This is a genomic window from Alkalibacterium sp. MB6 (assembly GCF_009935905.1).
Lineage (GTDB): Bacteria > Bacillota > Bacilli > Lactobacillales > Carnobacteriaceae_A > Alkalibacterium.
In genome coordinates this window covers 42,160-65,197 of sequence record NZ_PREX01000004.1, presented here as the reverse complement: position 1 = coordinate 65,197, position 23,038 = coordinate 42,160, and the positions used below count along the sequence as shown (strand labels likewise).

Annotated in this window: 22 protein-coding genes and 1 riboswitch; of the genes, 7 read left to right on the top strand and 15 right to left on the bottom strand. The window is 41.1% G+C overall.

Translation table 11 applies throughout. The annotated features are described in order from the left end of the window. Positions 1-18: 18 nt before the first annotated feature. Complete coding sequence (locus tag C3945_RS02865) at positions 19-675, bottom strand: P-II family nitrogen regulator (protein WP_161878178.1); 657 nt, start codon at positions 673-675, stop codon at positions 19-21. 282 nt (positions 676-957) lie between these two features. On the opposite strand from C3945_RS02865, the gene C3945_RS02860 reads away from it, so the two are divergent. Then, entirely contained in the window at positions 958-1,869 is a 912-nt protein-coding gene (locus C3945_RS02860) for a nuclease-related domain-containing protein (protein WP_161878177.1), read from the top strand. Between the two features lie 261 nt (positions 1,870-2,130). Here the strand turns inward: C3945_RS02860 and C3945_RS02855 are convergent, their stop codons facing one another. The 3 genes from C3945_RS02855 to C3945_RS02845 all read right to left on the bottom strand — a co-directional run bounded on the left by C3945_RS02855 (position 2,131) and on the right by C3945_RS02845 (position 4,495). After that, complete coding sequence (locus tag C3945_RS02855; RefSeq protein ID WP_161878176.1) at positions 2,131-3,402, bottom strand: mechanosensitive ion channel; 1,272 nt, start codon at positions 3,400-3,402, stop codon at positions 2,131-2,133. A gap of 187 nt (positions 3,403-3,589) precedes the next feature. Beyond that, on the bottom strand, positions 3,590-4,186 hold the full coding sequence (locus C3945_RS02850) for a hypothetical protein (RefSeq protein ID WP_161878175.1): 597 nt from the start codon (positions 4,184-4,186) through the stop codon (positions 3,590-3,592). 27 nt (positions 4,187-4,213) lie between these two features. Next, positions 4,214-4,495, bottom strand: coding sequence for a DUF503 domain-containing protein (locus tag C3945_RS02845; protein WP_161878174.1), 282 nt, complete (start codon positions 4,493-4,495; stop codon positions 4,214-4,216). Between the two features lie 265 nt (positions 4,496-4,760). Between C3945_RS02845 and C3945_RS02840 the strand changes: the two genes are divergently transcribed. Further along, positions 4,761-6,287 carry a ClC family H(+)/Cl(-) exchange transporter gene (locus C3945_RS02840; protein ID WP_161878173.1) on the top strand — a complete coding sequence of 509 codons (1,527 nt, stop codon included), beginning with the start codon at positions 4,761-4,763 and terminating at the stop codon, positions 6,285-6,287. 132 nt (positions 6,288-6,419) lie between these two features. Next, entirely contained in the window at positions 6,420-7,352 is a 933-nt protein-coding gene (locus C3945_RS02835; protein WP_161878172.1) for a DUF368 domain-containing protein, read from the top strand. A 52-nt stretch (positions 7,353-7,404) separates the two neighbouring features. On the opposite strand, the gene C3945_RS02830 is transcribed toward C3945_RS02835, so the two are convergent. The 8 genes from C3945_RS02830 to gcvT form a co-directional block, all read right to left on the bottom strand. Then, on the bottom strand, positions 7,405-7,920 hold the full coding sequence (locus C3945_RS02830; RefSeq protein WP_161878171.1) for an O-acetyl-ADP-ribose deacetylase: 516 nt from the start codon (positions 7,918-7,920) through the stop codon (positions 7,405-7,407). Between the two features lie 93 nt (positions 7,921-8,013). Next, on the bottom strand, positions 8,014-9,750 hold the full coding sequence (locus C3945_RS02825) for a Na+/H+ antiporter NhaC family protein (RefSeq protein ID WP_161878224.1): 1,737 nt from the start codon (positions 9,748-9,750) through the stop codon (positions 8,014-8,016). 89 nt (positions 9,751-9,839) lie between these two features. Continuing rightward, a riboswitch (Lysine riboswitch) is annotated at positions 9,840-10,010 on the bottom strand. 83 nt (positions 10,011-10,093) lie between these two features. Continuing rightward, positions 10,094-10,588 (bottom strand): nucleoside 2-deoxyribosyltransferase, encoded by a 495-nt coding sequence (locus C3945_RS02820; RefSeq protein ID WP_161878170.1) that lies wholly within the window; start codon positions 10,586-10,588, stop codon positions 10,094-10,096. Between the two features lie 293 nt (positions 10,589-10,881). Beyond that, positions 10,882-11,667, bottom strand: a complete 786-nt coding sequence (locus tag C3945_RS02815) for an SDR family oxidoreductase (RefSeq protein WP_161878169.1) — start codon at positions 11,665-11,667, stop codon at positions 10,882-10,884. A 12-nt stretch (positions 11,668-11,679) separates the two neighbouring features. Beyond that, positions 11,680-13,155, bottom strand: coding sequence for an aminomethyl-transferring glycine dehydrogenase subunit GcvPB (gcvPB, locus tag C3945_RS02810; RefSeq protein ID WP_161878168.1), 1,476 nt, complete (start codon positions 13,153-13,155; stop codon positions 11,680-11,682). Next, positions 13,152-14,510, bottom strand: a complete 1,359-nt coding sequence (gcvPA, locus tag C3945_RS02805) for an aminomethyl-transferring glycine dehydrogenase subunit GcvPA (protein WP_161878167.1) — start codon at positions 14,508-14,510, stop codon at positions 13,152-13,154. Before gcvPA ends, gcvPB begins: the two co-directional genes overlap by 4 nt. A gap of 81 nt (positions 14,511-14,591) precedes the next feature. Continuing rightward, positions 14,592-14,978, bottom strand: coding sequence for a glycine cleavage system protein GcvH (gene gcvH / locus C3945_RS02800; protein ID WP_161878166.1), 387 nt, complete (start codon positions 14,976-14,978; stop codon positions 14,592-14,594). 12 nt (positions 14,979-14,990) lie between these two features. Further along, entirely contained in the window at positions 14,991-16,106 is a 1,116-nt protein-coding gene (gcvT, locus tag C3945_RS02795; RefSeq protein WP_237585453.1) for a glycine cleavage system aminomethyltransferase GcvT, read from the bottom strand. A gap of 185 nt (positions 16,107-16,291) precedes the next feature. Here gcvT and C3945_RS02790 point away from each other — a divergent pair, with 185 nt between their 5' ends. Both C3945_RS02790 and C3945_RS02785 read left to right on the top strand, forming a co-directional pair. Continuing rightward, positions 16,292-17,536 carry an iron-containing alcohol dehydrogenase gene (locus tag C3945_RS02790; RefSeq protein WP_161878164.1) on the top strand — a complete coding sequence of 415 codons (1,245 nt, stop codon included), beginning with the start codon at positions 16,292-16,294 and terminating at the stop codon, positions 17,534-17,536. 18 nt (positions 17,537-17,554) lie between these two features. Then, entirely contained in the window at positions 17,555-18,721 is a 1,167-nt protein-coding gene (locus C3945_RS02785) for a GerMN domain-containing protein (RefSeq protein WP_161878163.1), read from the top strand. 90 nt (positions 18,722-18,811) lie between these two features. Here the strand turns inward: C3945_RS02785 and C3945_RS02780 are convergent, their stop codons facing one another. Then, complete coding sequence (locus C3945_RS02780) at positions 18,812-19,666, bottom strand: hypothetical protein (protein WP_161878162.1); 855 nt, start codon at positions 19,664-19,666, stop codon at positions 18,812-18,814. A 143-nt stretch (positions 19,667-19,809) separates the two neighbouring features. After that, a complete protein-coding gene (gene pepV, locus C3945_RS02775) occupies positions 19,810-21,222 on the bottom strand; it encodes a dipeptidase PepV (protein WP_161878161.1) in 1,413 nt (470 codons plus the stop codon). Between the two features lie 164 nt (positions 21,223-21,386). Between pepV and C3945_RS02770 the strand changes: the two genes are divergently transcribed. Next, positions 21,387-22,232, top strand: a complete 846-nt coding sequence (locus C3945_RS02770; protein WP_161878160.1) for an NAD(P)H-hydrate dehydratase — start codon at positions 21,387-21,389, stop codon at positions 22,230-22,232. Positions 22,233-22,344: 112 nt separating this feature from the next. Then, the gene (locus C3945_RS02765; RefSeq protein WP_161878159.1) at positions 22,345-22,614 is read left to right on the top strand and encodes a hypothetical protein; all 270 of its coding nucleotides are present in this window, start codon (positions 22,345-22,347) and stop codon (positions 22,612-22,614) included. Positions 22,615-22,683: 69 nt separating this feature from the next. Here C3945_RS02765 and C3945_RS02760 read toward each other — a convergent pair whose 3' ends face one another. After that, a complete protein-coding gene (locus C3945_RS02760) occupies positions 22,684-23,022 on the bottom strand; it encodes a hypothetical protein (RefSeq protein ID WP_161878158.1) in 339 nt (112 codons plus the stop codon). Positions 23,023-23,038 lie beyond the last annotated feature (16 nt).

The following is a 23,038-nucleotide window of genomic DNA, read 5'->3' as shown; positions in this document are numbered from 1 at the left end:
CTTTCTATTTTAGTCATCTCACATCAGTCCTATGGTTTCAGTTAGGTTAGTAACAAATAAAATACCTGTATTGGGTTCGTCCAAATGTAAGGCTTTATTAATGCTGTCACTAATGGCTTCTGTTTTTTCTACTTCAGAAATAATTAATACGATATCTTTTTCAGGTTCAATTTCCATATGGAACACACGCTTCGTTTCGTATTCACCTGCTCCGTGGGCATGAATGACCGTTCCACCTTGAGCTCCCGCTGATTCGGCAGCATCTATGACGGTTTCAGCTTCTCCATTATTAACAATAACAACGATGGCTTGATGCATAATCTCTCTCTCCTCATTGGTTTCTTTTTCATTTTTAAAGGAATACGTTCCTAAAACCTCTTCTAAAGGCATGCGAAAACTGATTCCTCTGTTGCGTTTGTCCATTCGCTTTTTCTCGGCTATATAATGCATCGCTTCTTTTGCAATCGAAGACGATGCAACAAAGATAACGACTTCTTTATGAAGCTGGTCTAGTCCAAGCATTCTTAAAATCCCTTGACGTGCGGTCCCTTCTCCATAAAATACGGTTCCTATTTTAACTCCTTTTTCGGAAGCTAATTTAATGCACTGGTCGCCTTCTGATCGGTTAACGATGCAGCAAACCAAATCGACGTTGTCTACCTTACTCATAGGCATAGGTTTTCCTCCACCTTCTAAACTATTATTTTCCACAAAACCTGGTTGGCACTTTTTACATACTACTTAAGTATAGCATATTAATGTATTCTTTTTGGAAATAAAGCGCAAAACCGACCTTTTTTTCAATAAAAAACGAACGTTATGTTCTATCTAGTTTTGATTTATTAGTTTTATTAGTTATTTGGCTTTCCCTATTTAATGTCTCATGGAAATTAATTTTGAGAAAAAAAGTGCTTTTTGCGTTTTTTGGGTAATACATATAATAGGGAGGTTTTTAAAATGAAGATAATGAAAGAACGAAGTGCACCCCATTTACTGACTGTCTTGCAAATCTTAAACAACCGCATGGCATTGTCGACTGATCACCGCCTCAAATTTTTAAATATGAAGAAAGGATATGAAGGAGAAATCTATTTTGACAGGCTACTGAAAGATTGCATTGAGAGTGAGTGTCTTGTTTTGAATGATTTATTGTTTTTAATCAACGATAGCATCGTACAAATAGATTCCTTGGTCATTACTGGCAGCGGCATTTACTTATATGAAATAAAGAACTATGAAGGGGAATATATTCACAAAACTGATCTATTGCGAAGCTCGACTGGATATGAACTAACCAATCCCTTGGACCAATTGAATCGAACGGTCATATTATTGAAGCAACAGTTACGATTTTGGGGATTTAATCTGGCGGTTAAATCATTTGTCGTCTACGTCAACTCGTCCTTTGTTTTATATGAATTAAAATCTGACTTACCTGTTGTCTTGAGTGGACAAATTCCCTCGCATTTGTCTCAGCTAAATCAATCACGACCGTTAAAGAAAGAGCATCATTACTTAGCTAACAAATTACTTCAAGTTAATCTTGAAAAGAGTCCCTATAATCTCCGTTTACCTGATTATTCTTTTGATACTTTAAAAAAAGGAATTACCTGTATTTCGTGTGGGTCATATGATATTTTGTTGACTCAACGATTAAGTTCTTGTCGAATGTGTGGTCACCAGTTATCACTTACAGAGATGATCACTTCTCAAGTTGAACATTTCAATATTTTATTTCCTACTAAACAAATCACTGTGCAGACTATCGTTCAATGGTGTGGTGAAGATTTATCGGTTAAAACAATAAGAAGAGTATTAAAGTCACGCTATCAGATGATGGGTGGGAGTAAATCAAGATACTACGTCTAGTATTGATTTAAACGACTACTCGGTTAACGTATTGCCTTGAGTGGGAAGTTAACTCGTTTTGACTGTCCACTCAGTTAAAATCATTGCCTCGAGTGAGCAGTTAATCGAGTTTATGTGACTACTCAAGCAACTATTTCAAACAAGTAGTCACTAAGGTCTTTATTTTGTAGAGAATTGCCCTGCAATTCTCTTCGCTTTAATCTTTTTAGAAAGAAAAAAGCTTCTGCCAGTTGAGGCAGAAGCTTTCCTTATTTAATGATCTTATAGTTCTGGGGTATTGTCGCCTGGTTCGGCTGGTTTTGCACTTTCTTTTTCAATCTTACTGTCAGCGCGTTCCAGTTGTTTTCTAGCAAAGTCACGTCCGCCTAATCCAAAGGCTAGGGCGAATCCGACTGCTAAGGCTCCCATAACGAACATGAATGCTGTGTTAACAATGGTTGTCGCAAAGTTCAATTGGTTCAATGCCATGAATATACCGAATGCAATGATGATATACTGAACGGCTGCTCCAGCAACTTTGCTGCCTGTTGCTTTTCTAATAGAAGAAGCTAGCATGCTTCCACCAATAAAGGCTAGTCCAATAATGATCGCTGCGAACAATACGTTTGGAAGGTATGCGATGATTGCCGCAATAATTCCATTTAGCATTGCTAGGTTCAAGACGTTTAATGCTTCAACTAAGAAGAATAAACCAATTAAGAATGCCACAACTTGACCAACTAATTTAGCTAGGTCAATATCGATATTGCTTGAACGTTTCAAGTATGAAGAATACTTGTTAAAGCCTGTTCCTCTTAATAAATCTGTTAAGATATCACCAGCAAATTTAGCTAATGCCATACCTACTGCCAATAGAACAACAGCTACCAAGATATTTGGAATAGCTTGTAGAATCGTATTGAGGACGTCGCTGATTGGCTGTGCAATCGTATCAATATTCAATACATCAAGTGCTGCCAAAATGATTGGAATCAAAATGAGAATATACACAATATTAGCCAAAACATTGGCAATCGTGTGTTTGTTTTCTTGTACAGATTCTGAGTCTGTGTCTGCACCTGACCCAGTCAATTTGTTTAAAAATCGATCCAAGTTTGCTGCAACGGCTATATTATACACTAGATTCTTCACAAACTTAGCTGCATAGAAACCTAATAGAAGTATAATAATGGCTCCGATTATATTAGGTAAGAATGCAAGTGCTTTATCGATCATATTTGTGATGGGTCTTCCAATAGCATCTAATCCAAATACAGAAAAGATTCCTGGTAAAAATAGTACCCATACTAAGAAATAACCTATATTTCCTATAGCAGAAATCATCGAGCGCCCTTCATCCTGGTCGTTTGCAGCGCCCCAATTTCTTAGTTTGTCTGCTAAACCTGTTGCCTCCAAGCCTTTGACGATTGCTTTCTTAACGAGCGTTGCAACCACCCAAGCTACCAACACCAGAATGATACCCATTAGCAACTGTGGTAAGAAATCAATAAATTGATTGAACCCACGTTGCAATGTATTCCCAACATCGTTCATGTTATCCGTCTCCTTTTCAAATATATTTTATCTTGAACACCCTTAGTATAGCTAAAGGAATTTAAAAGGACAAACAATATGCATTTTTATACTGAGACAATACCTTTATATTTATCTAACGAAAAAACTCCCCATTCAGATTAGAGTGGAGAGTATTCATTGTTTAGTTTTAAATGTCTGATTATCATTAGTGGTCTCTCTCCACTTCATTAAGGATCGCACCGATTTCTTCTATAGACAGTTGGTCTTCAAACCGTTTATTCCAAATGTCTCTTAAGTGCTCAACTGAATAGCCTCCGTAAATGGCGGTCTGGCTTTCTTTCCATTTCAAGAGTAATTCGACTTTTTTGTTATCCTGTTTCGTTGACTCTATATTTTCATTAAGAGCTCTTGCTCCTTTAACGTTCTCCAGAATTTCATCTGGAATGACCAGAGCTATCCCTTCTTCTATTTGACTCACGAAGAAAAAGCCTCTTTGAATGAGTGGAACTAACGGCTCAACGGCATCCATGCTTTCAAATAAAAACAGTTGCCCTTTATTATCAGGTATATCTGATAGGACCTCTTCTAATAATGAGGCATAAATCGATTGACTCTGTTCATCAATCGCGTCAGCTACTTCCTCAACTAACTTATGTTTTCGCCAACTTTTCTTCGTTTCTACTCTTAAATGATCGGCAATGTCGACTAATTGTGGTTTGGTGTAGTGTGTCAATAAGGTTTCTAAATCGGTCTCTTCTATATTACTTTTAACTACCGTAATGTCTGATGGCGTATGTGACATGGTTCGTCTCCTTCATTTATCATTTTTTTAAGCTACGACCCATTCATGGGTAATGACTTCAATTTCATAATCATCTTCGATTTCTTTTACGGCTAACTCCAGACGTTTTCTCATTAATTGGCGGTCGCTTCCCACCACTCCAAAAGCTAGTGTCGCTTTGTTTAACATATCCCAGTCCCCTACTTCTGCCGTACTTAAGTGATGGCGGTTCTGGGTTCGGTGAAGAATACTCTTGACCGTGCTTCGTTTGTCCTTCAACGAATACGAGTCATAGATGACTATAGTGAATTCTAGGCCCATTACAATCATAGTCGTCATCTCCTTTATACCTATTGTATGCTTCTCTTATTATAACAGGGTCACGATTTTTGAAAAGCTTAGAATCACTATAACACAAAGTCAGGTTTTCTTGAATTTCAAATGAAAGAGGTTACTTTTTATTTCCCTCTTAACTTAGACTTTTCCGTCTTGCTTTTTAATTTTAGATTCGTTATCTTATAGGTTGTATTTAAAAGAGATTTGGTGCTAACGACCTGTTATGTCCGAACGCATTTGAGTCTAAAAGGAGTTTATCATGAAGCGTTTAAAAGCAATGGACTGGTCCAGGATCAGTTATGTTTTAAAAGGTGTTCTAGTCGGGGCTGTCGCAGGTTTTGTGGTCAGTCTTTTCCGTATGTCTGTATATGCTATATTGAATCTCATGCCTGGTGTGTATGAGTCGTTACGCCAAAACCCTATATGGATTATTGGCTGGTCTTTATTAGTCATGTTCGTTGCCTTTTTAGTCATTATTATGGTTCGCGATGAGCCGAACATCCAAGGAAATGGGGTTGCCGAATTAAAAGGTCAACTTCAAGGAACCATTAAACTGGACTGGTTTTCTGTATTGTGGCGAAAATTCGTTGCCGGTGCTTTGGTACTGGGCTTAGGCGTCCCGGTTGGTCGAGAAGGTCCCTCTATTCAAATTGGTGGAGTTGTTGGCCAAGGCATCAACAAATTGTTTAAAGGCAATAAAACGCAGGAAAACATTATGATTTCAAGTGGTGCTGCCGCTGGTCTTGCCGCTGCCTTTAATGCCCCATTATCTGGTTTTGTCATTATTTTAGAAGAAGTGCATCACCGTTTTTCAGGCATTTTAATTTTGTCTGTTTTTTCGGCGTCTATCACGGCCAATTTCTTTGCCTTTTACATTTTCGGTTCACAACCGGCACTCGATTTAGGCTATGTCAGTGAATTCCCCATTGACAATTATTTGTATTTAGCAGGCCTGGGTGTGGTATTGGCTTTGGGAGGATGGGTTTATCAAAAAGTGTTGTTTCAGATTGGACCTAAATTGTTCAAGAAGTTACCTATTCCCCGCTATTTACACGGCTTCATTCCCTTTCTTATTTTAATCCCAACAGGTTTATTTTGGACTGATATGTTGGGTGGCGGCACAAGTGTCATTGCTGAAATTGCTTCTCAGCGTACGTCCACTTGGTTGCTGTTGGGTATATTAGTCTTTCGTTTTGTTATCTTTAACATAGGTTTTGGATCTGGTATTCCTGCCGGCGCATTGGTACCGAGTCTAGCTTTCGGTGCATTAATCGGCGGTATATATGGAAACTTATCTATAGGCATTACCGGACTTGAAGATGAGTTTGTCCGAAACTTTATCATCTATGCCATGGGTGGTTTCTTTACGGCTACATCAAAAGCACCATTGACTGGTATTGTTTTGATTACTGAATTGACCGGCTCCATTACTCAAATGATGCCTATTTCAATCGTTTGTTTAACCACGTATATTATAGCCGATCTGATTCGTCTCGAGCCCACTGATGAAGTGACTTTGTCCAATAAAACCCATCGTCTACCTACTGTATTTGAAGGAAAGGTCGCTCGACTTGACATCTTTGTAGAGCCGGATAGTTTCCTCGATGGGCGAATTATGAAAGATATTACCTTACCTTATAATGCAAAAGTGACGCGTGTCATAAGGTACGACAATGAATTTATTCCCCACAGAGATACTGTCTTGATGGCCGGAGATGAACTCGCCGTTTCCTGTGACAGAGGGTTCATCACAGAAGTGAATAAATATATCGAAAAGTTGAATTGATATTAATTAATTGTAAAATTACCCATTTTTGACTATGCTCCTTTCCTTATTATGATAGAATAGGAAAGGAGCTTTTTTGTGGCTTATATGTATATCGCTATACATAAATTGACTTTTAGAAGGAGAAACAAAATGACTTATTTTTGGATGATTATTAAGGGCATGTTTATAGGCGTTGCGAACGTTATACCCGGTGTATCCGGTGGGACTATGGCCGTTTCTTTTGGCATTTACGACGACCTGATTCACTCAGTTACTCATATCAAAAAAGAATTTAAGACTAGTTTAAAAGTATTGGGACCCTTACTAATTGGTGCTGTACTTGGAGTTGTAGCCTTTTCTTTTGCCATTGTCTGGCTTTTGGAAAATTATACCTTGTATACTGCTTTTGCTTTCATTGGATTGATTTTAGGTGGATTGCCTATATTGACTACTGAATTTAAAGACAGTTTAAAAGATGCTGGTCAACGATTTAATGGCCTTCACATTGTCTTGATGATTGTCTTTTTCATCATTGTGTCTTGGATGGGTATCGCCGACGTGGCCGATTCAGGTATGCAGTCTGTTGCTATTTCTGCTAGTAGCTTATCCATGCTATTTTTAGTGGGTCTCATCTCTGCTGCAGCTATGGTTGTGCCTGGCATTAGCGGATCCTTGTTAATGTTGATTTTAGGTTATTACTATGTCGTGATAAATTCTATCAATACCTTTTCATCAGCACTGGCTTCTTTTGACATAGATGCCTTAATTCCGGTAACTATTCTATTGACTGCTTTTGGCCTTGGTGTCTTAGTTGGTCTTGGTTTAATTAGTAAGTTGTTGGATTATATGTTTAAAAACTACCCACAACTGACTTATGCAGCTATTTTAGGACTTGTTCTTGGTTCTCCTATCGCTGTATTGGCTAATACTCAAGCATTGGATGGTTTGAGCAGCGGAAATGCTGTCCTTCAAATTGTGATTGCCTTAGTCATTACGGCAGCGGGCTTTGCTTTGTCATACGGCATCGGGCAGTTGGAAGATACAACAGAAGAAATTCCACAAGATTCTAAACATACTGCTTAATAAATTCGAAACTCCCCTTTTGTTTGAGGGGAGTTTTGTTATGCTTATAATTTTAGCTGGGTTCTATTTTTTTCAACTCATTTTTATAACTATTTTCGGTCTTTTCATCAAAGGCAGTGAAAATGACTTTTTGTATATCGGTTGAGTCTTTCGTCAATTCGTATACTGTATGAACAGCGATTTCTGTTGCTTCTTTTAGCGGATAACGGTAAACGCCGGTACTAATTGCAGGGAAGGCAATTGTTTGAATATCATATTCTAAGGCAAGTTTTATACTGTTTTCATAACAGGCCTTCAGTTTTTCAGCTTCTCCGTGCTTACCATCTCTGTACACCGGACCAACTGTATGAATCACAAATTTTGCCGGCAATTTAAATCCCGGTGTTAGTTTAGCTTCACCCGTTTCTGCTCCGTTTAGTTTTTTGCACGCTTCTAGTAATTCTGGTCCAGCAGCCCGGTGAATGGCACCATCTACGCCTCCGCCTCCTAGGAGTGACTTATTAGCCGCGTTAACGATAGCATCCACTTCTAACTTTGTAATATCCTCTCTTTGAACTTCCCACTTCATGTTAACCCTCCTTATTTACTATATATGGTAAGCATTATTAAGTTTTTGAGCAAATAAAAAAGCCCGAGGACGGGCTTTATTTATTGTGTGGTCTTATTCACTGTCTGTGATGTGTTCCATCGTATTCACTTTCTTACCAAAAATAAAGACGACTGCTATAGTCGCGGCAAAAGCAATTGGTAATACAACCCAAATGGATAAGCCTAAAGCAGTTGGCAAGTATCCAAAGACGATGGAGATGAATCCGACTGTTAATGCGTATGGCAGTTGGGTGTTGACGTGATCAATTAAGCTCGACCCTGCGCCCATTGCTGACAAGATAGTCGTATCCGATATAGGTGACGAGTGGTCTCCAAATATCGCACCAGTTAACACCGCTCCAGCCGACATAACAACAAATTGCGAATTCCCAGGATCCATCGCCACAGCTAGCGGGATAGCCAAAGGCATTAAAATTCCCATTGTTCCATATGATGTTCCTGTCGCAAAGGATATGATAGCTCCTAATATAAAGATGACTGTCGGTAGTAAGAATGGAGGCATCGTGTCCCCTAAAAGTGTCACTAAATAATCCGCAGTCCCTAAGTCACTCATGACGCTTGATAAAGACCATGCCAACAGTAAAATAACACCCGTGATGATGAGTGCTTTCATTCCAGAAACCCAAATATCAATTCCTTTTCCAAAAGTAAAGTGACCTTTAGACACACCCATAATGAGAGCAATGATACTAGCAATTAAAGCTGCCTGAAAGAGAACAACTGAAGCGTCTGATGCTCCAAATGATTCTCTTAATGCAGCGAGCGAAAAGGGACTGTCTTGGAAGAGTTGAATGAGTTGGACATTGTCGCCGCTCATAATCGCTTGACGCCCATTTGTATAAAAGCCTATGAAGCTGAATACAATGAGTGAGCCGATAGGAATCAAGGCACTCCAAATGGATGGGTTATCTTTTGCTATCACTTCTACTTCATCTTCCAAATCGTCATGAGACCCATTTGGAGAGAGAATTTGTTGTGTGTCACGGGCCCGTTCTTGAGCTTTTTTCATCGAACCAAATTCTCTAAGGGTTAAGGACGTCACAACAACGAATAGCAGCATCAATATATTGTAAAAACGGTAAGGGATGGTTTCTAAAAAAACACCATAGGCATTCACGTCTTGCCCCATGGCTTGATAGGCATCATTAATTAAGCCGACTTCATACCCTATCCAGGTTGAAATAAGTGCAATTCCCGCAACTGGTGCAGCTGTAGCATCGATGATAAATGCCAAACGCTCTCTTGATATATTCATTTTATCTGAGACTGGACGCATGATTGGCCCAATGATGAGCGCATTGGCGTAGTCATCAAAGAATATCAACAGTCCTAAAAACCAGGTAATGATTTGCGTACTGACAGGTCCCTTAGCTCGTTTGGCTAAACTTTCAGCAATCGCTTTTGCTCCTCCAGAACTTGTCACTAAAGCAATCAGGCCGCCAATGGCTAAAACTTGTAAAATAATGCCTGCATTCCACGGGTCAGCTAAAGAATGTAATAAATAGTCTACTATGTCTGTAAAACCATTTAGGATGCCTCCTAAAATAAAGGCTCCTCCGGCATACTGGATAATAATCGTTCCACTGAATATACCTAAAAATAGGGATAACACAACGTTCTTTGTGATAAAAGCAAGAACAATGGCTATAACTGGAGGCAATAAGGTCAATGCTCCTAGACTTTGGCTAAGTGCCACTTCAGCTTCTTGTGCAAAGACAGGCGTTGGAAGCCACAAACTTAAAGAGGCTAAGAGCACTAGAAAGCCGCGTTTTATCGATCGGTTGGTCATTTTGTCTTCTCCATTCATTTGATCATTTTGACATAGAAAAAAAGCACCCCAGGACAGACCTGAAGATGCTTTGAATAGTTCACGCAAAATCTCAGAATAGTCCTCCACGCTAAGCGTGACAGTCACACGTTTATTCAACGTATGCCCAGGATAGTGAGCTGGCACTCAACTTACCCTTCGGCGAAAAACCCTTTTACCATCTGTCATCGGCTGCCTACCTCCAGATGGGGACTCTTTTTTTCCGCGCCTCTATCTTTTTTCTATTTAAGTCACTCATTAGTCTACACGGCTTGACCGTATTTATCAAGTTTCTGTGTAAAATCTAATGTTCAACTGGTTTTATTTATTTATTTATTAGCTTCTCTATTTCTTCTATCAGTTGGTCTACTGTAGTGACCAAGGTTCCCCTTTTCTTCACTAGACCAACTGTGTATAAGTTGACATAAGAAAAGGGTGATTCAGCTACTTCGTCTAAAGCATTTAGTTTTGCCTGATTCCCGTTGGCTCCTTGGCGAATATCAGAATAAACACCAATGATTGGTTTATTCATAGAATAAAAGTAGCCAATTTCTGAAGCGACTCCGGCATCCATCGCGACCCCATCGAGTACGGCAATGAGTAAATCGGATTTTTCGAGATACGCGTTGTCTCCGTCAGCTATTTGGATACTGCTGGCATAGTTAGATTTATCGTTGATTGCATCATTTTCTTGAGGTAAATAAATGTTTACCTGCTCGTTAAACTGATCTCTTAATTTCTTGACGACATGAGCGTTATACAGTTGCTCCATTTCTGAAAATAAAGGCGATGCAAAGTAAATATTTAGTGATTTAGTCATTCGTTACTGTTCCTTTCTATTGATGCTTTTTTATTTATATGACCACTCGGGAACCATCATGCTAATGAGTGAGCAGTTATTTCGATTTATGTGACTACTCATGAACCGTGACGCTAGTGAGTGGGCACTTAAATCGATTTATGTGACCACTCACTTGTATAAATTCTGGTCAGCAGACAGTTAAACTATTTTTACGGCTCTTTTATATAGTTGAAAGCTGCTTGCAGCTTTCTTCATCATTGCTTTAGTTCAGAAAAAATCTGCTTTTCGCTTGAAAAGCAGATTTTCCTTATTTAATAGCTTTTAATGAGTCCGCCGTCGGCTAGAATCGCTTGCCCAGTGACATAGGTGTTGGCGTAAGATACTAAGAAGGCAGCCAGTTTGGCGAATTCCTCTGGTTGTCCGTAGCGTCCCATGGGAATGTTTGCTTCGATGTTGCTTCTCACTTCTTCAGGACTTAAACCACTTTTTTCTGCTCGACTGCTGTCTAACTCTTTCAAACGGTCTGTGTCAATTCGGCCTGCTCCAATGGTGTTAACCAAGATACCATCTGGGGCGAGCTCTGATGCTAGGGTTTTGGATAAGCCCATGATTCCCATTCGAAACACATTCGATAATAATAAGCCGTCAATGGGCTGCTTAATGGAAGAAGACGCATTGTTTAAAATACGTCCTTTGGTTTCTTTTAAATCGGGTAAGACTGCTCGAATGGTACGGATATAGCTGAGCAAGGTTAAGTCGAATGCCTTTTGCCAATCGGAATCTGACATCTCTTCAAATGATCCGGCCGGTGGTCCACCTGCGTTATTGACTAAGACACTGATTTTTCCGAATGTCCGGTGAGTGATGTCGACCATGCTTTTAATGCTTTCTGCATCGGTGATGTCGGCTACTGTATAAGACACTCTTCCACTAGCGACCGTTTCAATTTCTTGTTTCGCCCGCTCCAACTTGTCTTTATTTCGGCTGGTCAACATGACGTTGGCGCCTTCTTTGGCTAGTTCTTTCGCAATTGCTAATCCTAAACCAGAACTCGATGCCAAAACGAGTGCTGTTTTTCCTGTTAAGTGAAGATCCATCGCCTATTCCTCCTATGAGTTGTCGTGCGCTTTTTGGTAAATCACAATTGGTTTTCTAGCAGCAGTGACTTCGTCCAGACGCTTCACTGCTTTTGTGTGTGGTGCCCCGGTGACTAATTCCGGATTGGTTTCAGCATCTTTTGCTATTTCAATCAGTGCATCAGCAAAGGCATCGAGTGTTTCTTTCGCTTCCGTTTCCGTCGGTTCAATCATCAATGCTTCATCAACGATAAGCGGGAAGTAAACGGTTGGCGAATAAAAGCCGTAGTCCAGTAACCGTTTCGCGATGTCTGCTGTTCTGACGCCCAATTTTTTCTGACGGTTCCCACTTAAGACAAACTCGTGCTTGCAGTGAGACGAGAACGGGGTGTCGTAGTAAGGTGACAACCTGGCTCTTAAATAATTCGCATGCAAGACGGCATCTTCAGATACTTGCTGCAAGCCTTCCGCTCCCATGGTTCGAATGTAAGAATAGGCGCGTACGTTTACACCAAAGTTTCCGTAATAGCCTTTTACTCGGCCAATGGACTGAGGATGGTTGTCTGTCAACTTGTAATAATCGCCATCTTTTTCAATGCGAGGAGACGGCATAAAGTCTGTTAAATACGCTTTAACCCCAATTGGTCCAGATCCTGGCCCTCCACCACCGTGAGGCGTACTAAAGGTTTTGTGTAAATTCAAGTGAACCACGTCAAAGCCCATTTCCCCTGGAGTTGATTTGCCTAAAATAGCGTTAGCATTGGCTCCGTCATAATACAAGAGTCCGCCTGCTTCGTGAACGATTTCTGCAATCTCCACAATGTCGACTTCAAATAAGCCAAGCGTGTTCGGGTTGGTCAGCATTAAGCCTGCTGTATCTGGTCCAACGGCTGCTTTTAATGCATCAACGCCGACACGTCCGTCTTCATTCGATTTGATTTCGACCACATCGTATCCTGCAACAACTGCACTCGCTGGGTTAGTTCCGTGTGCAGAATCGGGCACTAAAATCTTACGGCGTTGGTCACCTTCACCGTTGGCTTCGTGATACGCCTTGAATATTAATAAGCCTGCCCATTCTCCCTGAGCACCTGCAGCCGGTTGTAAGGAGATGGCATCCATTCCCGTTACTTCTTTTAAGCTGTTTTCAAGCTGGTGCATTAACTGCAAAGCACCTTGAGCACTTTTTTCTGGTTGCAACGGGTGAATGTTTGCGAAGCCGCTGTAGCGGGCAATGTCTTCGTTTATTTTCGGATTGTATTTCATCGTACACGATCCCAACGGGTAAAAGCCCGTTTCAATACCGAAGTTTTTGTTTGATAATCCAGTATAGTGACGCATCACTTGTAACTCAGATAATTCCGGCAATTCAGCTGGTTCTTCTCTCAATAAATGAGACGGCAAAACAGAAGCTAATTCCGTTTTTTCGACAGATGATTCTGGCAGACTGTATGCGCGCCGCCCTTTTTTGGAGATTTCAAATAGTAAGTGGTCATATGTGACGGTCATCGGTTTTCCTCCTCTGCCAAGGCTTCAACAAAGCTGTTCATTTCTTCTATGGTACGTTTTTCAGTTACACATATGAGCGTCGCGTTATCTGCGCCCCACTCTTTTGATACGTCATAACCACCTACGAAGCCTTTTTCAAGTAAGCGATCATTAACCTCGCTCACAGGCTTAGATAGTTGCACGACGAATTCATGAAAGACTGAATCATTTGATAAGACGGTTACGCCTTTTTCAGCAAGCTTGTGTTTAACGTAATGTGCATGGTTGACACTTTGTTGGGCCATGTCTTGAAGACCTTGTTTTCCAACCGCTGCTAAAAAGACAGACGTCCCTAGAGCTGTGAGGGCTTGGTTGGAACTCATATTTGATGTCGCTTTTTCACGGCGAATATGCTGTTCACGTGTTTGCAAGGTCATCACAAAGCCACGTTTCCCGTCTGAATCCACTGTTTGACCAACGATTCGACTCGGTACTTTTCTCATGTATTGTTTCCTTACAGCAAAATAGCCACAGTGAGGGCCACCGTAACTCATCGGTAAACCGATCGGTTGCGTGTCGCCAACGACAATGTCTGCGCCTAATTTGCCAGGTGATTCGAGTAAAGCTAAAGCTAATGGGTTAGCCATAACGATGAGTAAGGCTTTTGAATCAGCCAGTAAGTCTTTAACTGCTCTTAAATCTTCAACATTTCCAAAAAAGTTCGGGTATTGAATGATCACAGCGGCCGTCTCTTCGTTTATGTTTTCTTTTAACCAATTTAAATCAGTGACTTGATTCTCCAGTGGCGCTTCACTGACTTGGTATTCCATGCCATATGCATAGGTTTTCAAGACTTCTTTCGCCTGTGGGTGCATACCTTTGGAATAGAGAACCTGTTGTTTTTTCGTGACAGAAGTCGCTAAGTTACACGCTTCTCCAAGAGACGTGAAGCCATCGTATAAACTGGAGTTGGCGACGTCCATCCCGGTTAATTCACACATCATCGATTGGAATTCAAATAAAGCCTGCAGTTCGCCTTGGCTTGCTTCAGGTTGGTAAGGTGTATAAGCAGTCATAAATTCAGAACGCAACAAGACGTGGTTCACAATACTTGGGACGTAATGGTCGTAAACGCCTGCGCCTAGGAAATAAGCATGGGTGTCTGTGGTTGTGTTTTTTCCAGCTAATTGTTTCATATAAGTAGTCAAGGCTTGTTCACTTAATGCCTCTTCCAGCTCAATGGCTTTGTTTTTCGTTGCACGAGTGGATTCAGGTATATCGGAAAACAAATCTTTGATAGATGAGACGCCGATGGTTTCCAGCATCTCTTTTCTGTCTTGCTCGGTTGTTGGTAAATAGCGGTGTTGTTCGGTCAATGTGGTCACTCCTTTGATAAAGGTTACATTTGCAAAAAAAGGGAAAGAAGAGAGGCGTGTTCACTCTCCTCTTTCTCTTGTTTAAAGGCTATCGGTATACTCTTGGTATGCTTTTGCATCCATTAAGTCTGATAAATCTAACTCTTCGCTTACGGTTATGTCAACGAGCCAACCTTCTTCATAAGGTGATTCGTTTAATTTTTCTGGTTCATCTTCTAAGCTCTCGTTAATGTTTGAGACTGTCCCACTAACCGGCGTATAGATTTCTGACGTTGATTTAACTGATTCAACGGTCGCGAATTCTGAGCCCGCTTCAACTGTGGCGTCTACTTCTGGTAATTCGACAAAAACGATGTCACCTAATTGCTCTACTGCGTAATCTGAAATGCCTACGCGCACTGAGTTATCACTTAACCGTTCAACCCATTCGTGGTCTTTTGAAAACAGTAAATCTTTTTTGTCTGTCATTATAGTGTCCTCCTATTTTTGGCCTAATACATTTTTCTTCGTTAGTTTTGCTGGGATCTGTTTTTTCCTTACTTGCACGTAAACAATCTCTCCTAACTTACCCGCGTCTTTAAAGATACGCATAAAGCCAATGCTTTTTCCAAATGTGGGCGATTGGGTGCCTGATGTGACTTCGCCGATTTCTTCTCCGTCTGCGTTTAATACAGGGTAGCCGGGTCTGGCTATGCCTTTGTCTAGTAACTCAAAGCCTCTGGATAAATAAGTCGTTCCCGATTCTTTTTGTCTTTCTAAAGCTTCTTGTCCAATAAAGGGTTCTGGTTTATCCCACTTAACTGCAAAGCGCAGTCCCGCTTCTAAAGGCGTAACGTTTTCGGATAAATCTTGTCCATACAAAGGCATGCCTGCTTCTAATCTTAATGTATCTCTAGATCCTAAACCGCACTCTTTAATGCCATAGGCTTCGCCAACGTCTAAAAAGGTTTTCCATAACTCTTCCGTCTGGTCCCATTTAACGTAGCATTCGTAACCGTCTTCCCCTGTATAGCCTGTTCTAGAAATTAAAGCCTTATCGAATGTCTCGCTTTCTGTTTCAGTGGTGAAATGATAGGGTTTAATGTCTTTAACCGCTTCCCCAAATACCTGTGCGACAACCTCTTTAGCATATGGACCTTGAACCGCAATTAAACCAGTCTCAAGTGACACATCTGTTATGGTCACAGCATCGCATTGGTATTTAATTAACCATGTATAAATTTTACCCGTGTTAGAGGCATTTGGTGTGAGTAAATAGCGTTCGTCGTTGTATTTAAAAATAATAATGTCATCCATTATCCCACCGTGTTCATTGGTTACCATCGTATATAAGGCTTGGTTGTTCTCTATAGTCGTTAAATCATTCGTGATCAGACGATTTAACCAAGGCGTTGCCTTCTCACCGCTCACTTCGATTTCTCCCATATGAGACACGTCAAACAGACCAACTTGTTCTCTAACAGCTTTGTGCTCCTCTTTAATGCTTGTGTACTGAATCGGTAAAGCCCACGAGCCAAAATCTGTTACTTTTATGCCATTTCTTTGGTAGTAATCGTATAAGGGTGTCCGCTTTAACTGTTTATCTTCTTTCGACAATGCCATCCCTCCACTTTGCGAATAAAGTTACTCGTTATTCTTTACTCTCATTCTATCACGATTCAATCCCTTCTGAAACCTTATTCGAATCGCCAGCTCTAAAAAGTTAATCCCAACAGTCTTTTGGGTCCACGCTTTTCCTATGGTATAATTAAGCTATCATAACAAATGGAGGACATGAGATAATGACTAAAGAAATCTCGAACTTTACATTTTATAATCCAGTTAAGGTTTTATTCGGCAAACAACAAATTGAACACCTTCCCACTTTGATTCCTGAAGATAAAAAGGTATTGATTCTTTATGGAGGAGGCAGTGTTAAGCGTTTTGGGACGTTGGACCGTGTTAAAGGTGCTTTGAAAAATGAGGTTGTCGGTGAGTTTAGCGGTATTGAAGCCAATCCCACTTTTGAAACGTGTATGAAAGCCGTTGAGGCAATTAAAGACGGTCAGTATGATTTCTTGTTGGCAGTCGGTGGTGGCTCAGTGATTGATGCGGTGAAATATATTGCTGCTTCAGCTAAATTTGACGGTGATCCGATTGATATTTTTGGAAAAGGTGTCGGAAAAGGCTTGCCTATCCAGTCCGCTTTGCCTTTTGGAACGGTATTGACTCTTCCAGCAACAGCTTCCGAAATGAACAGCACATCGGTTATCTCCTTTAAAGAAAAGAAAGCTAAAGTCAGCTTTAGTCACCCATTGGTCTTTCCACAGTTCTCTATTTTAGAGCCGGAATTGACCTATACCTTACCTAGACGTCAATTGGCAAACGGCTTAACCGATGCCTTTATGCATATTTTGGAGCAGTATCTAACTTACCCTGTTGGTGGGATGGTACAAGACGAATTCGCTGAAGGGCTGTTGCGAGTGTTAATTACTATCGGACCTGACGTGGCAAATGAAGACAAGCATGATTACAACTTACGAGCGAATTTCATGTGGACTGCAACCCTTGCGTTGAACCGTATTCTCTCTCCTGGCGTGCCTGGTGACTGGTCAATTCATGCCTTGGGTCACGAGCTAACCGTTTTAAATAACACGGATCACGCAAGAAGTTTATCTGCTTTATTACCGGCAGTGATGATTGTGCGACACGAAGAAAAATGGGATAAACTCGTTCAATATGCTGAAAACGTCTGGCACATAACAGAAGGCTCTGAAGAAGAAAAAGTGGAAGGTGCCATTAGACAAACCGTCGCTTATTTGAAATCAATCGACATGCCGGTGACCTTGTCAGAAGTTGGCGTAAAGGCTGAAGATATTGATGGGCTAATTGACCAACTTGAAGCTCGCGGCAACACAGCCATAGGTGAACGCGGGACCCAAACCCTTGAGGTGTCACGAGCTATTTATGAAAAAGCATTGGATTTGAACTTTGAGGACGATGGCAGTGATTCACCGTTTTTAGGTGTCATCGATCCATCATCATAATTGAAAGGAGTGAGTGTGATGATGAAGAACAGTTGGAAAAAGGCGTCTGTTTTATTCATTGCCGGAATGGTTCTGAGTGCTTGTGGAACCGACAATACAATTGATGAACCTCTTGATGAGGAGGAAGTTGTTGCCCCAGATGTCGATGAAAACGTCACAGATGATGGAACAAATGATGATGATACCAATGATAGTGACGAAGACTCAAATGGAGAAACGAACCAAGTTTCTCAAGACATTGAAACCTGGTTCCCTCGCTTAGAAAATACCCTCTTAGAATATGAGGGCGATGAGATGGAATACAGTTCCTTTACTCGTTATCCACAGTTTGCCCACGATGACACTTTACAGATGCTTGAATCCACGGGTGGGACTGACGTGGCTATCATTTATGAGTATACAGAGAATCAGATCGAAGAAGTGTTTATCCGACCAGAAACGTATTTCCGAGAAGATTTTGTTGATACTGGCTTGGAAAGTGAACACAGTGGATTTAATATTATTTTACAAGCGCCTATAGAGGTTGGTCATTCTTGGGAAAGCCCCAATGGAACGACTTCCGAAATTACTGAGGTAGGCATTGAGATGGACACGCCTATGGGGACTGTTGAAGCGATTGGTGTCACAACCATTTTTGAAGATGGTATAGAAGTCTCTTACTATGGTGAAGGCATTGGTTTAATTCAACGGGAAATGGTTCAAGGCGACGACGAAGAAACTAAAGTGACCTCGCGATTAACTGCTTTTGAGGGAAACAAGGCCGAAGAAATTCCTTTAACCGTTTATGGTGTGGATGATCAAGCACTCGGAATCAATGCCGTACCGGTCACGATGTCTTTGATGACTAACGATCCTGCACGCTTAACTTTGGCCTCATTGATGCGTGGAGAGAGTCCAGAAACTGAAGGACTTTATCTGTTGACTGAAGGGGTTGAGATTAATTACATGTATCTCGGTCATGACGGCATCGTTCATGTTGATTTTTCTTCGGAACTGGTTAATGAAATGAATGCTGGTTCAGGCACTGAAGGCCTCTTGCTTCAAAGTATTGCCAATACGATTGGTGGCTACTACGGTGTTCAAGAGATTGCCTTAACCGTTGATGGTGGCTCATACGAATCGGGTCATATTCTTTTAGAAGAAGGTGACACCCTTACTGTTGACCATTCGAATGTGAATCAATAATTGGATTGAATTTAAAAGGACCCCCATCGATTCGAGATGGAGGTCCTTTTTTAAACTGATTTAATTGTCTTCGCTACCAATGTCTGAATCTTAATCAGCTGGTGGTTCTTCAGGAGGAGTCACTGGTTTACGAGCTTCTTCTTCAGCTTTTTCTTTGGCTAATCGAGCTGCTTCGGCTTCAGCTTTTTCTTTAGCTAATCGAGCTGCTTCGGCTTCGGCTTCAGCTTTTTCTTTGGCAATCCGGTCGGCTTCTGCTTTCTCATCGGCCAATCGATCGGCTTCAGCTTTTTCAGCGGCTTTCGCTTTCTCTTCATCTTCTTTAGCTTTTTCTTCACGGGCTTTGCGATCTGCTTCTTCTTTTTTAGCTTGTTCTGCTGCTTTTTGCTGATCGGTTTGTTGTTGTGCCGGACGTGTTGGTCTGGTAGACGGTGTTTGGTTTTGAGCTGGTGGTGTTGGTGTCTTCGCCGGTGTTTGATTTTGGGTAACCGGTGGCGTTGCCTTACTTTCTTCTGTAGACGGTGATGTGACCGGCTGAACCACTTCTGTTACTTCCGGTTCTTCAACAGTTTCTTCCACTTCTTCTACATCGTCTTCTCGTTCCTCAATTAGCTCAGTTTCTTCTTCGATTTCTTCTTCGATCTCTTCTTCTAAATCTTCATCTATTTCTTCTTCAATCTCTTCAACTGGTTCATCCAATACCTCTTTATGTTCAGGCGTTTCTTCTCTTTCTGTCTCTTCGTCAGAATCCTCACTAGTCGCTTCTACAGATTCTGTCCGTTCGTATTGAAGCGTTCGTAAATCTACTTTTTGCTGTGATCGGCCGATACCAATCGTTACAATGGTTACTAATACTAATAGTAAACCCATGATGATGTTTGTCTGAAGCCGGTATTCTTTAAAATATGTACGTAGGGATTTAATCGATTCGGAAATTAATCGTTTCATGACTGGTCTCCTTTTTCAGATTTTGCTTATAGTATACCATATCTTTTTGCACGTATAGATAATAGTTACGAATCTATGCGATTTTGCTTATAAAAAAACTCCTTCCCAGGAGATTGTCTCACCCGAAAAGGAGTCGTGTTTTATTAATCTTTCACTAATTCATAAATGGCTTCCGCATAGATGGCCATTGCATTCATCAAGTCATCCACAGCCATGAATTCATTGGCTTGGTGCATGGTATCGATACTATTTGGGAACATTGCGCCGTAAGCGACACCTCGTTCCATCAATCGGCCGTACGTTCCTCCACCGATAACCATTTCGTGTGCTTCTAATCCAGTTTGTCTATTATAGACATCTAGTAAAGTAGACACGAGTGGATCATTTGCAGGGACATAATGCGGCTCTTTTCCAGCATCTTTAGATAACGTCACGTCATAATTACTCAATCGTTTTTCAAATTGAGCGAAGATTGCGTCAGCCGTTGTGCCTTGTGGGTAGCGCATATTAACCGTGATTTTTCCGCCTTCATTGGCTTTGAAAGAGAATACGCCAGGATTTGATGTTAACTCCCCCATGACTTCATCTACACTATCGATACCCAATTTTTTACCTTCAGGATCATCGTGTAGATACAGTGAAGTCAATTCTAAAAAGGCATTCGCATCTTTTGCAAAGGCGAAATCTGTTAAGAAGTTAGCCAAATAAGTCGCTGCGTTCACACCACTTGCAGGTTTACTTCCGTGAGCCGCTTGGCCAGTCACTTGAATAGTCACTTGATCGCCGTCAACTGATAAATCCCCTTTAACCGGCAGGCCGTCCAGGTAGTTGTCAAAGGCGTTTTCCAATTCTTCAGGCTGTGCGCTTTTCACTACTGCCACAGCATCTTGAGGAACCATGTTTGGACGCAAGCCCGATTCGAACTGAACCAATTCATGAGTGGCGCCATCCACTTCGCCGCCAAATTCGATATAAACAGTTGTATTCCCTTTTTCCCCGTTAATAATTGGGAAGTTAGCATCTGGTGAAAAACCGAAATCTGGTTCAGGTTCGTGTTTGAAATAGTGAGCGATTCCTTTCCACTCACTTTCCTCATCTGTTCCTAAAATGAAGCGGATTTTTTTATTTACTGGCAAGTCTAGCTCTTTGATGATTTTTAGTGCATAGTAAGCTGCCATTCCTGGTCCTTTGTCATCACTTGATCCACGTGCATATAAACGCCCGTCTTTAATAACCGGATCAAAGGGATCAGTTTCCCAGCCTGTTCCTGTAGGGACAACGTCTACGTGAGCCAGTACACCCATTAACTCGCTGCCTTCACCGTATTCAATGTGTCCGGCATAGTTGTCGACGTTTTTCGTTGTGAAGCCGTCACGCTCACCGATTTCAAGAAACGCCTCAAGCGCCTCTTTCGGTCCTGGTCCTACTGGTGCCTCGTCTGTTGCTTTTTCGTCATCACGCACACTATCAATACGCAATAGAGTAAATAAGTCTTCCAAAAACTCATCTTTGCGTTTCTGAGCTTCTTCTTTCCAATTGATGTTTTCAACTGTCATTCTTTCGTCCTCCTTAAACTCACATCGTATTCTATTAACTCTCTTTTTCTATTTTAGCACTAATTTCTTTAAAGACCAATATTTACAAAAAGATGCACTGATATTTGTTTTACGTGACTCTTTTATCGGCAAGGATTAAACTATTAGAAAGAGGAGGTCATATCATGAAACTAATTACAAAAGATTTCGTGCAGTCGTTGATTCCTAAAAGAGAAGACAAGAGTTACAAAGGTGATTTTGGCAGAGTCTTATTGGTAGGTGGAAATGCCCGGATGGGTGGAGCGATTATTTTATCTGCTTCAGCCGCTGTTCACAGTGGGGCTGGGCTTGTGACTGTCGCCACTCATCCGACTAATCAAACGGCTTTGCATTCCCATTTGCCTGAAGCCATGTTTTTACCGATGACTGATCACGACAGTTTAAAAGAGTTGGTGGCGACAATGGATGTAGTCGTTGTTGGCCCAGGATTAGGTCGAGACGAAGACTCTCTTGCCATTTTAGAAATCATTTATTCTATTATAAAGGAAGATCAGCTTCTTGTAGTCGATGGGGATGCGATTTATCTTCATGTGACTCATGATTTGCCGAAAGCAAAAACAACAACCGTTTTCACTCCACACTTAGGGGAATGGCGGACACTAACTGGCCTGGAACCTGATGAAGAAAATCAAGAGGGTAATCAGAATCACGCCGAGCGTTTAGGTGCAACTATCGTTCTGAAAAAGGATCGGACAGAGGTCTACAGCGAAGGTGAGGTTTGGCAGAATACTGCGGGGAACCCGTCGATGGCTACTGGTGGTATGGGTGATACCTTAGCTGGAATGATTGCAGGTCTTCTTGGACAACTACCGAATAAGAAACACGCTATCTTATTGGCTGTTTTTCTTCACAGTTATATAGGGGACCGCCTAGCTGAGATTCAATACGTCACTTTGCCTTCTCACATTATAGAAGCCATCCCAAAAACGATGAAAGAGCTTATTAAAGGCAATCCTGTAAAATGGGTTTAAGTCGATGCTGTCATTCTTTGAATGTCTTTTTCAATTAATTGATTGAGCTTGTCAGACTAGCTCATTCAAGGTACAATGAAGAATGATTTTTGAATAAGGATGATGAGAATTAATGAAGAAAAAATTAATCACAAGTAGCATATGGGTATTTTTACTCGGTTTCTTATTATTATGGATGGATTTGCAGCTTCTATTTTTCTTAGGAATGGCGGGTTTCTTCGTCTTCACTTTATGGGCCGGTGGACCGAGTTCCGATGGGCATTATACTGAGCAACAATACCAAAGTGACAAACGCACAAGTATTTGGGTCATGACTCTTGCGGGAGTCTATATCTTGTCTGGCTTTTTGGTTTTAATTATCAAGACGTTTATCATGGGCTAACGACCTATATTCTCAAACAACTACTATCTGGCAACTCCCGTTTCTGTGGAAACGGGAGTTTTCCTTATTTCAGCTTTTGGTTTTGCTCGGTTTTCGACTGGGGAATCGTTTAGTGACAACTTCATTTGGTTTTTCTTCAGCAAGTTGTCTCAATATGAGTTTGGATACACCTTCATTTGGAATTTCTTCAGGAAGTTGTCTCAATATGGATTTGGATACAACTTCATTCGGTTTTCCTTCAGCAAGTTGTCTCATTATGAGTTTGGGTACACCTTCATTTGGAATTTCTTCAGGAAGTTGTCTCAATCGGGGTTTGGATACAAGTTCATCCAGATTTTCTCTAGGAAGTTGTCTCATTATGAGTTTGGGTACACCTTCATTAAAGATTTCTCTAGTATCTTGTATCAAAACTAGACTCCATACA

What these genes read in the sequence shown, in the direction of transcription:
- C3945_RS02860 (WP_161878177.1), top strand. Translation starts at nt 958, where the DNA reads ATGAAGATAATGAAAGAACGAAGTGCACCCCATTTACTGACTGTCTTG.
- C3945_RS02830 (WP_161878171.1), bottom strand. Translation starts at nt 7,920, where the DNA reads ATGAAGTGGGAAGTTCAAAGAGAGGATATTACAAAGTTAGAAGTGGAT.
- C3945_RS02825 (WP_161878224.1), bottom strand. Translation starts at nt 9,750, where the DNA reads ATGACCAACCGATCGATAAAACGCGGCTTTCTAGTGCTCTTAGCCTCT.
- C3945_RS02770 (WP_161878160.1), top strand. Translation starts at nt 21,387, where the DNA reads ATGAAACTAATTACAAAAGATTTCGTGCAGTCGTTGATTCCTAAAAGA.
- C3945_RS02850 (WP_161878175.1), bottom strand. Translation starts at nt 4,186, where the DNA reads ATGTCACATACGCCATCAGACATTACGGTAGTTAAAAGTAATATAGAA.
- C3945_RS02820 (WP_161878170.1), bottom strand. Translation starts at nt 10,588, where the DNA reads ATGACTAAATCACTAAATATTTACTTTGCATCGCCTTTATTTTCAGAA.
- pepV (WP_161878161.1), bottom strand. Translation starts at nt 21,222, where the DNA reads ATGACAGTTGAAAACATCAATTGGAAAGAAGAAGCTCAGAAACGCAAA.
- C3945_RS02815 (WP_161878169.1), bottom strand. Translation starts at nt 11,667, where the DNA reads ATGGATCTTCACTTAACAGGAAAAACAGCACTCGTTTTGGCATCGAGT.
- C3945_RS02765 (WP_161878159.1), top strand. Translation starts at nt 22,345, where the DNA reads ATGAAGAAAAAATTAATCACAAGTAGCATATGGGTATTTTTACTCGGT.
- C3945_RS02840 (WP_161878173.1), top strand. Translation starts at nt 4,761, where the DNA reads ATGAAGCGTTTAAAAGCAATGGACTGGTCCAGGATCAGTTATGTTTTA.
- C3945_RS02845 (WP_161878174.1), bottom strand. Translation starts at nt 4,495, where the DNA reads ATGATTGTAATGGGCCTAGAATTCACTATAGTCATCTATGACTCGTAT.
- gcvH (WP_161878166.1), bottom strand. Translation starts at nt 14,978, where the DNA reads ATGACAGACAAAAAAGATTTACTGTTTTCAAAAGACCACGAATGGGTT.
- C3945_RS02865 (WP_161878178.1), bottom strand. Translation starts at nt 675, where the DNA reads ATGCCTATGAGTAAGGTAGACAACGTCGATTTGGTTTGCTGCATCGTT.
- C3945_RS02835 (WP_161878172.1), top strand. Translation starts at nt 6,420, where the DNA reads ATGACTTATTTTTGGATGATTATTAAGGGCATGTTTATAGGCGTTGCG.
- C3945_RS02790 (WP_161878164.1), top strand. Translation starts at nt 16,292, where the DNA reads ATGACTAAAGAAATCTCGAACTTTACATTTTATAATCCAGTTAAGGTT.
- C3945_RS02780 (WP_161878162.1), bottom strand. Translation starts at nt 19,666, where the DNA reads ATGAAACGATTAATTTCCGAATCGATTAAATCCCTACGTACATATTTT.
- gcvPB (WP_161878168.1), bottom strand. Translation starts at nt 13,155, where the DNA reads ATGACCGTCACATATGACCACTTACTATTTGAAATCTCCAAAAAAGGG.
- C3945_RS02785 (WP_161878163.1), top strand. Translation starts at nt 17,555, where the DNA reads ATGATGAAGAACAGTTGGAAAAAGGCGTCTGTTTTATTCATTGCCGGA.
- C3945_RS02855 (WP_161878176.1), bottom strand. Translation starts at nt 3,402, where the DNA reads ATGAACGATGTTGGGAATACATTGCAACGTGGGTTCAATCAATTTATT.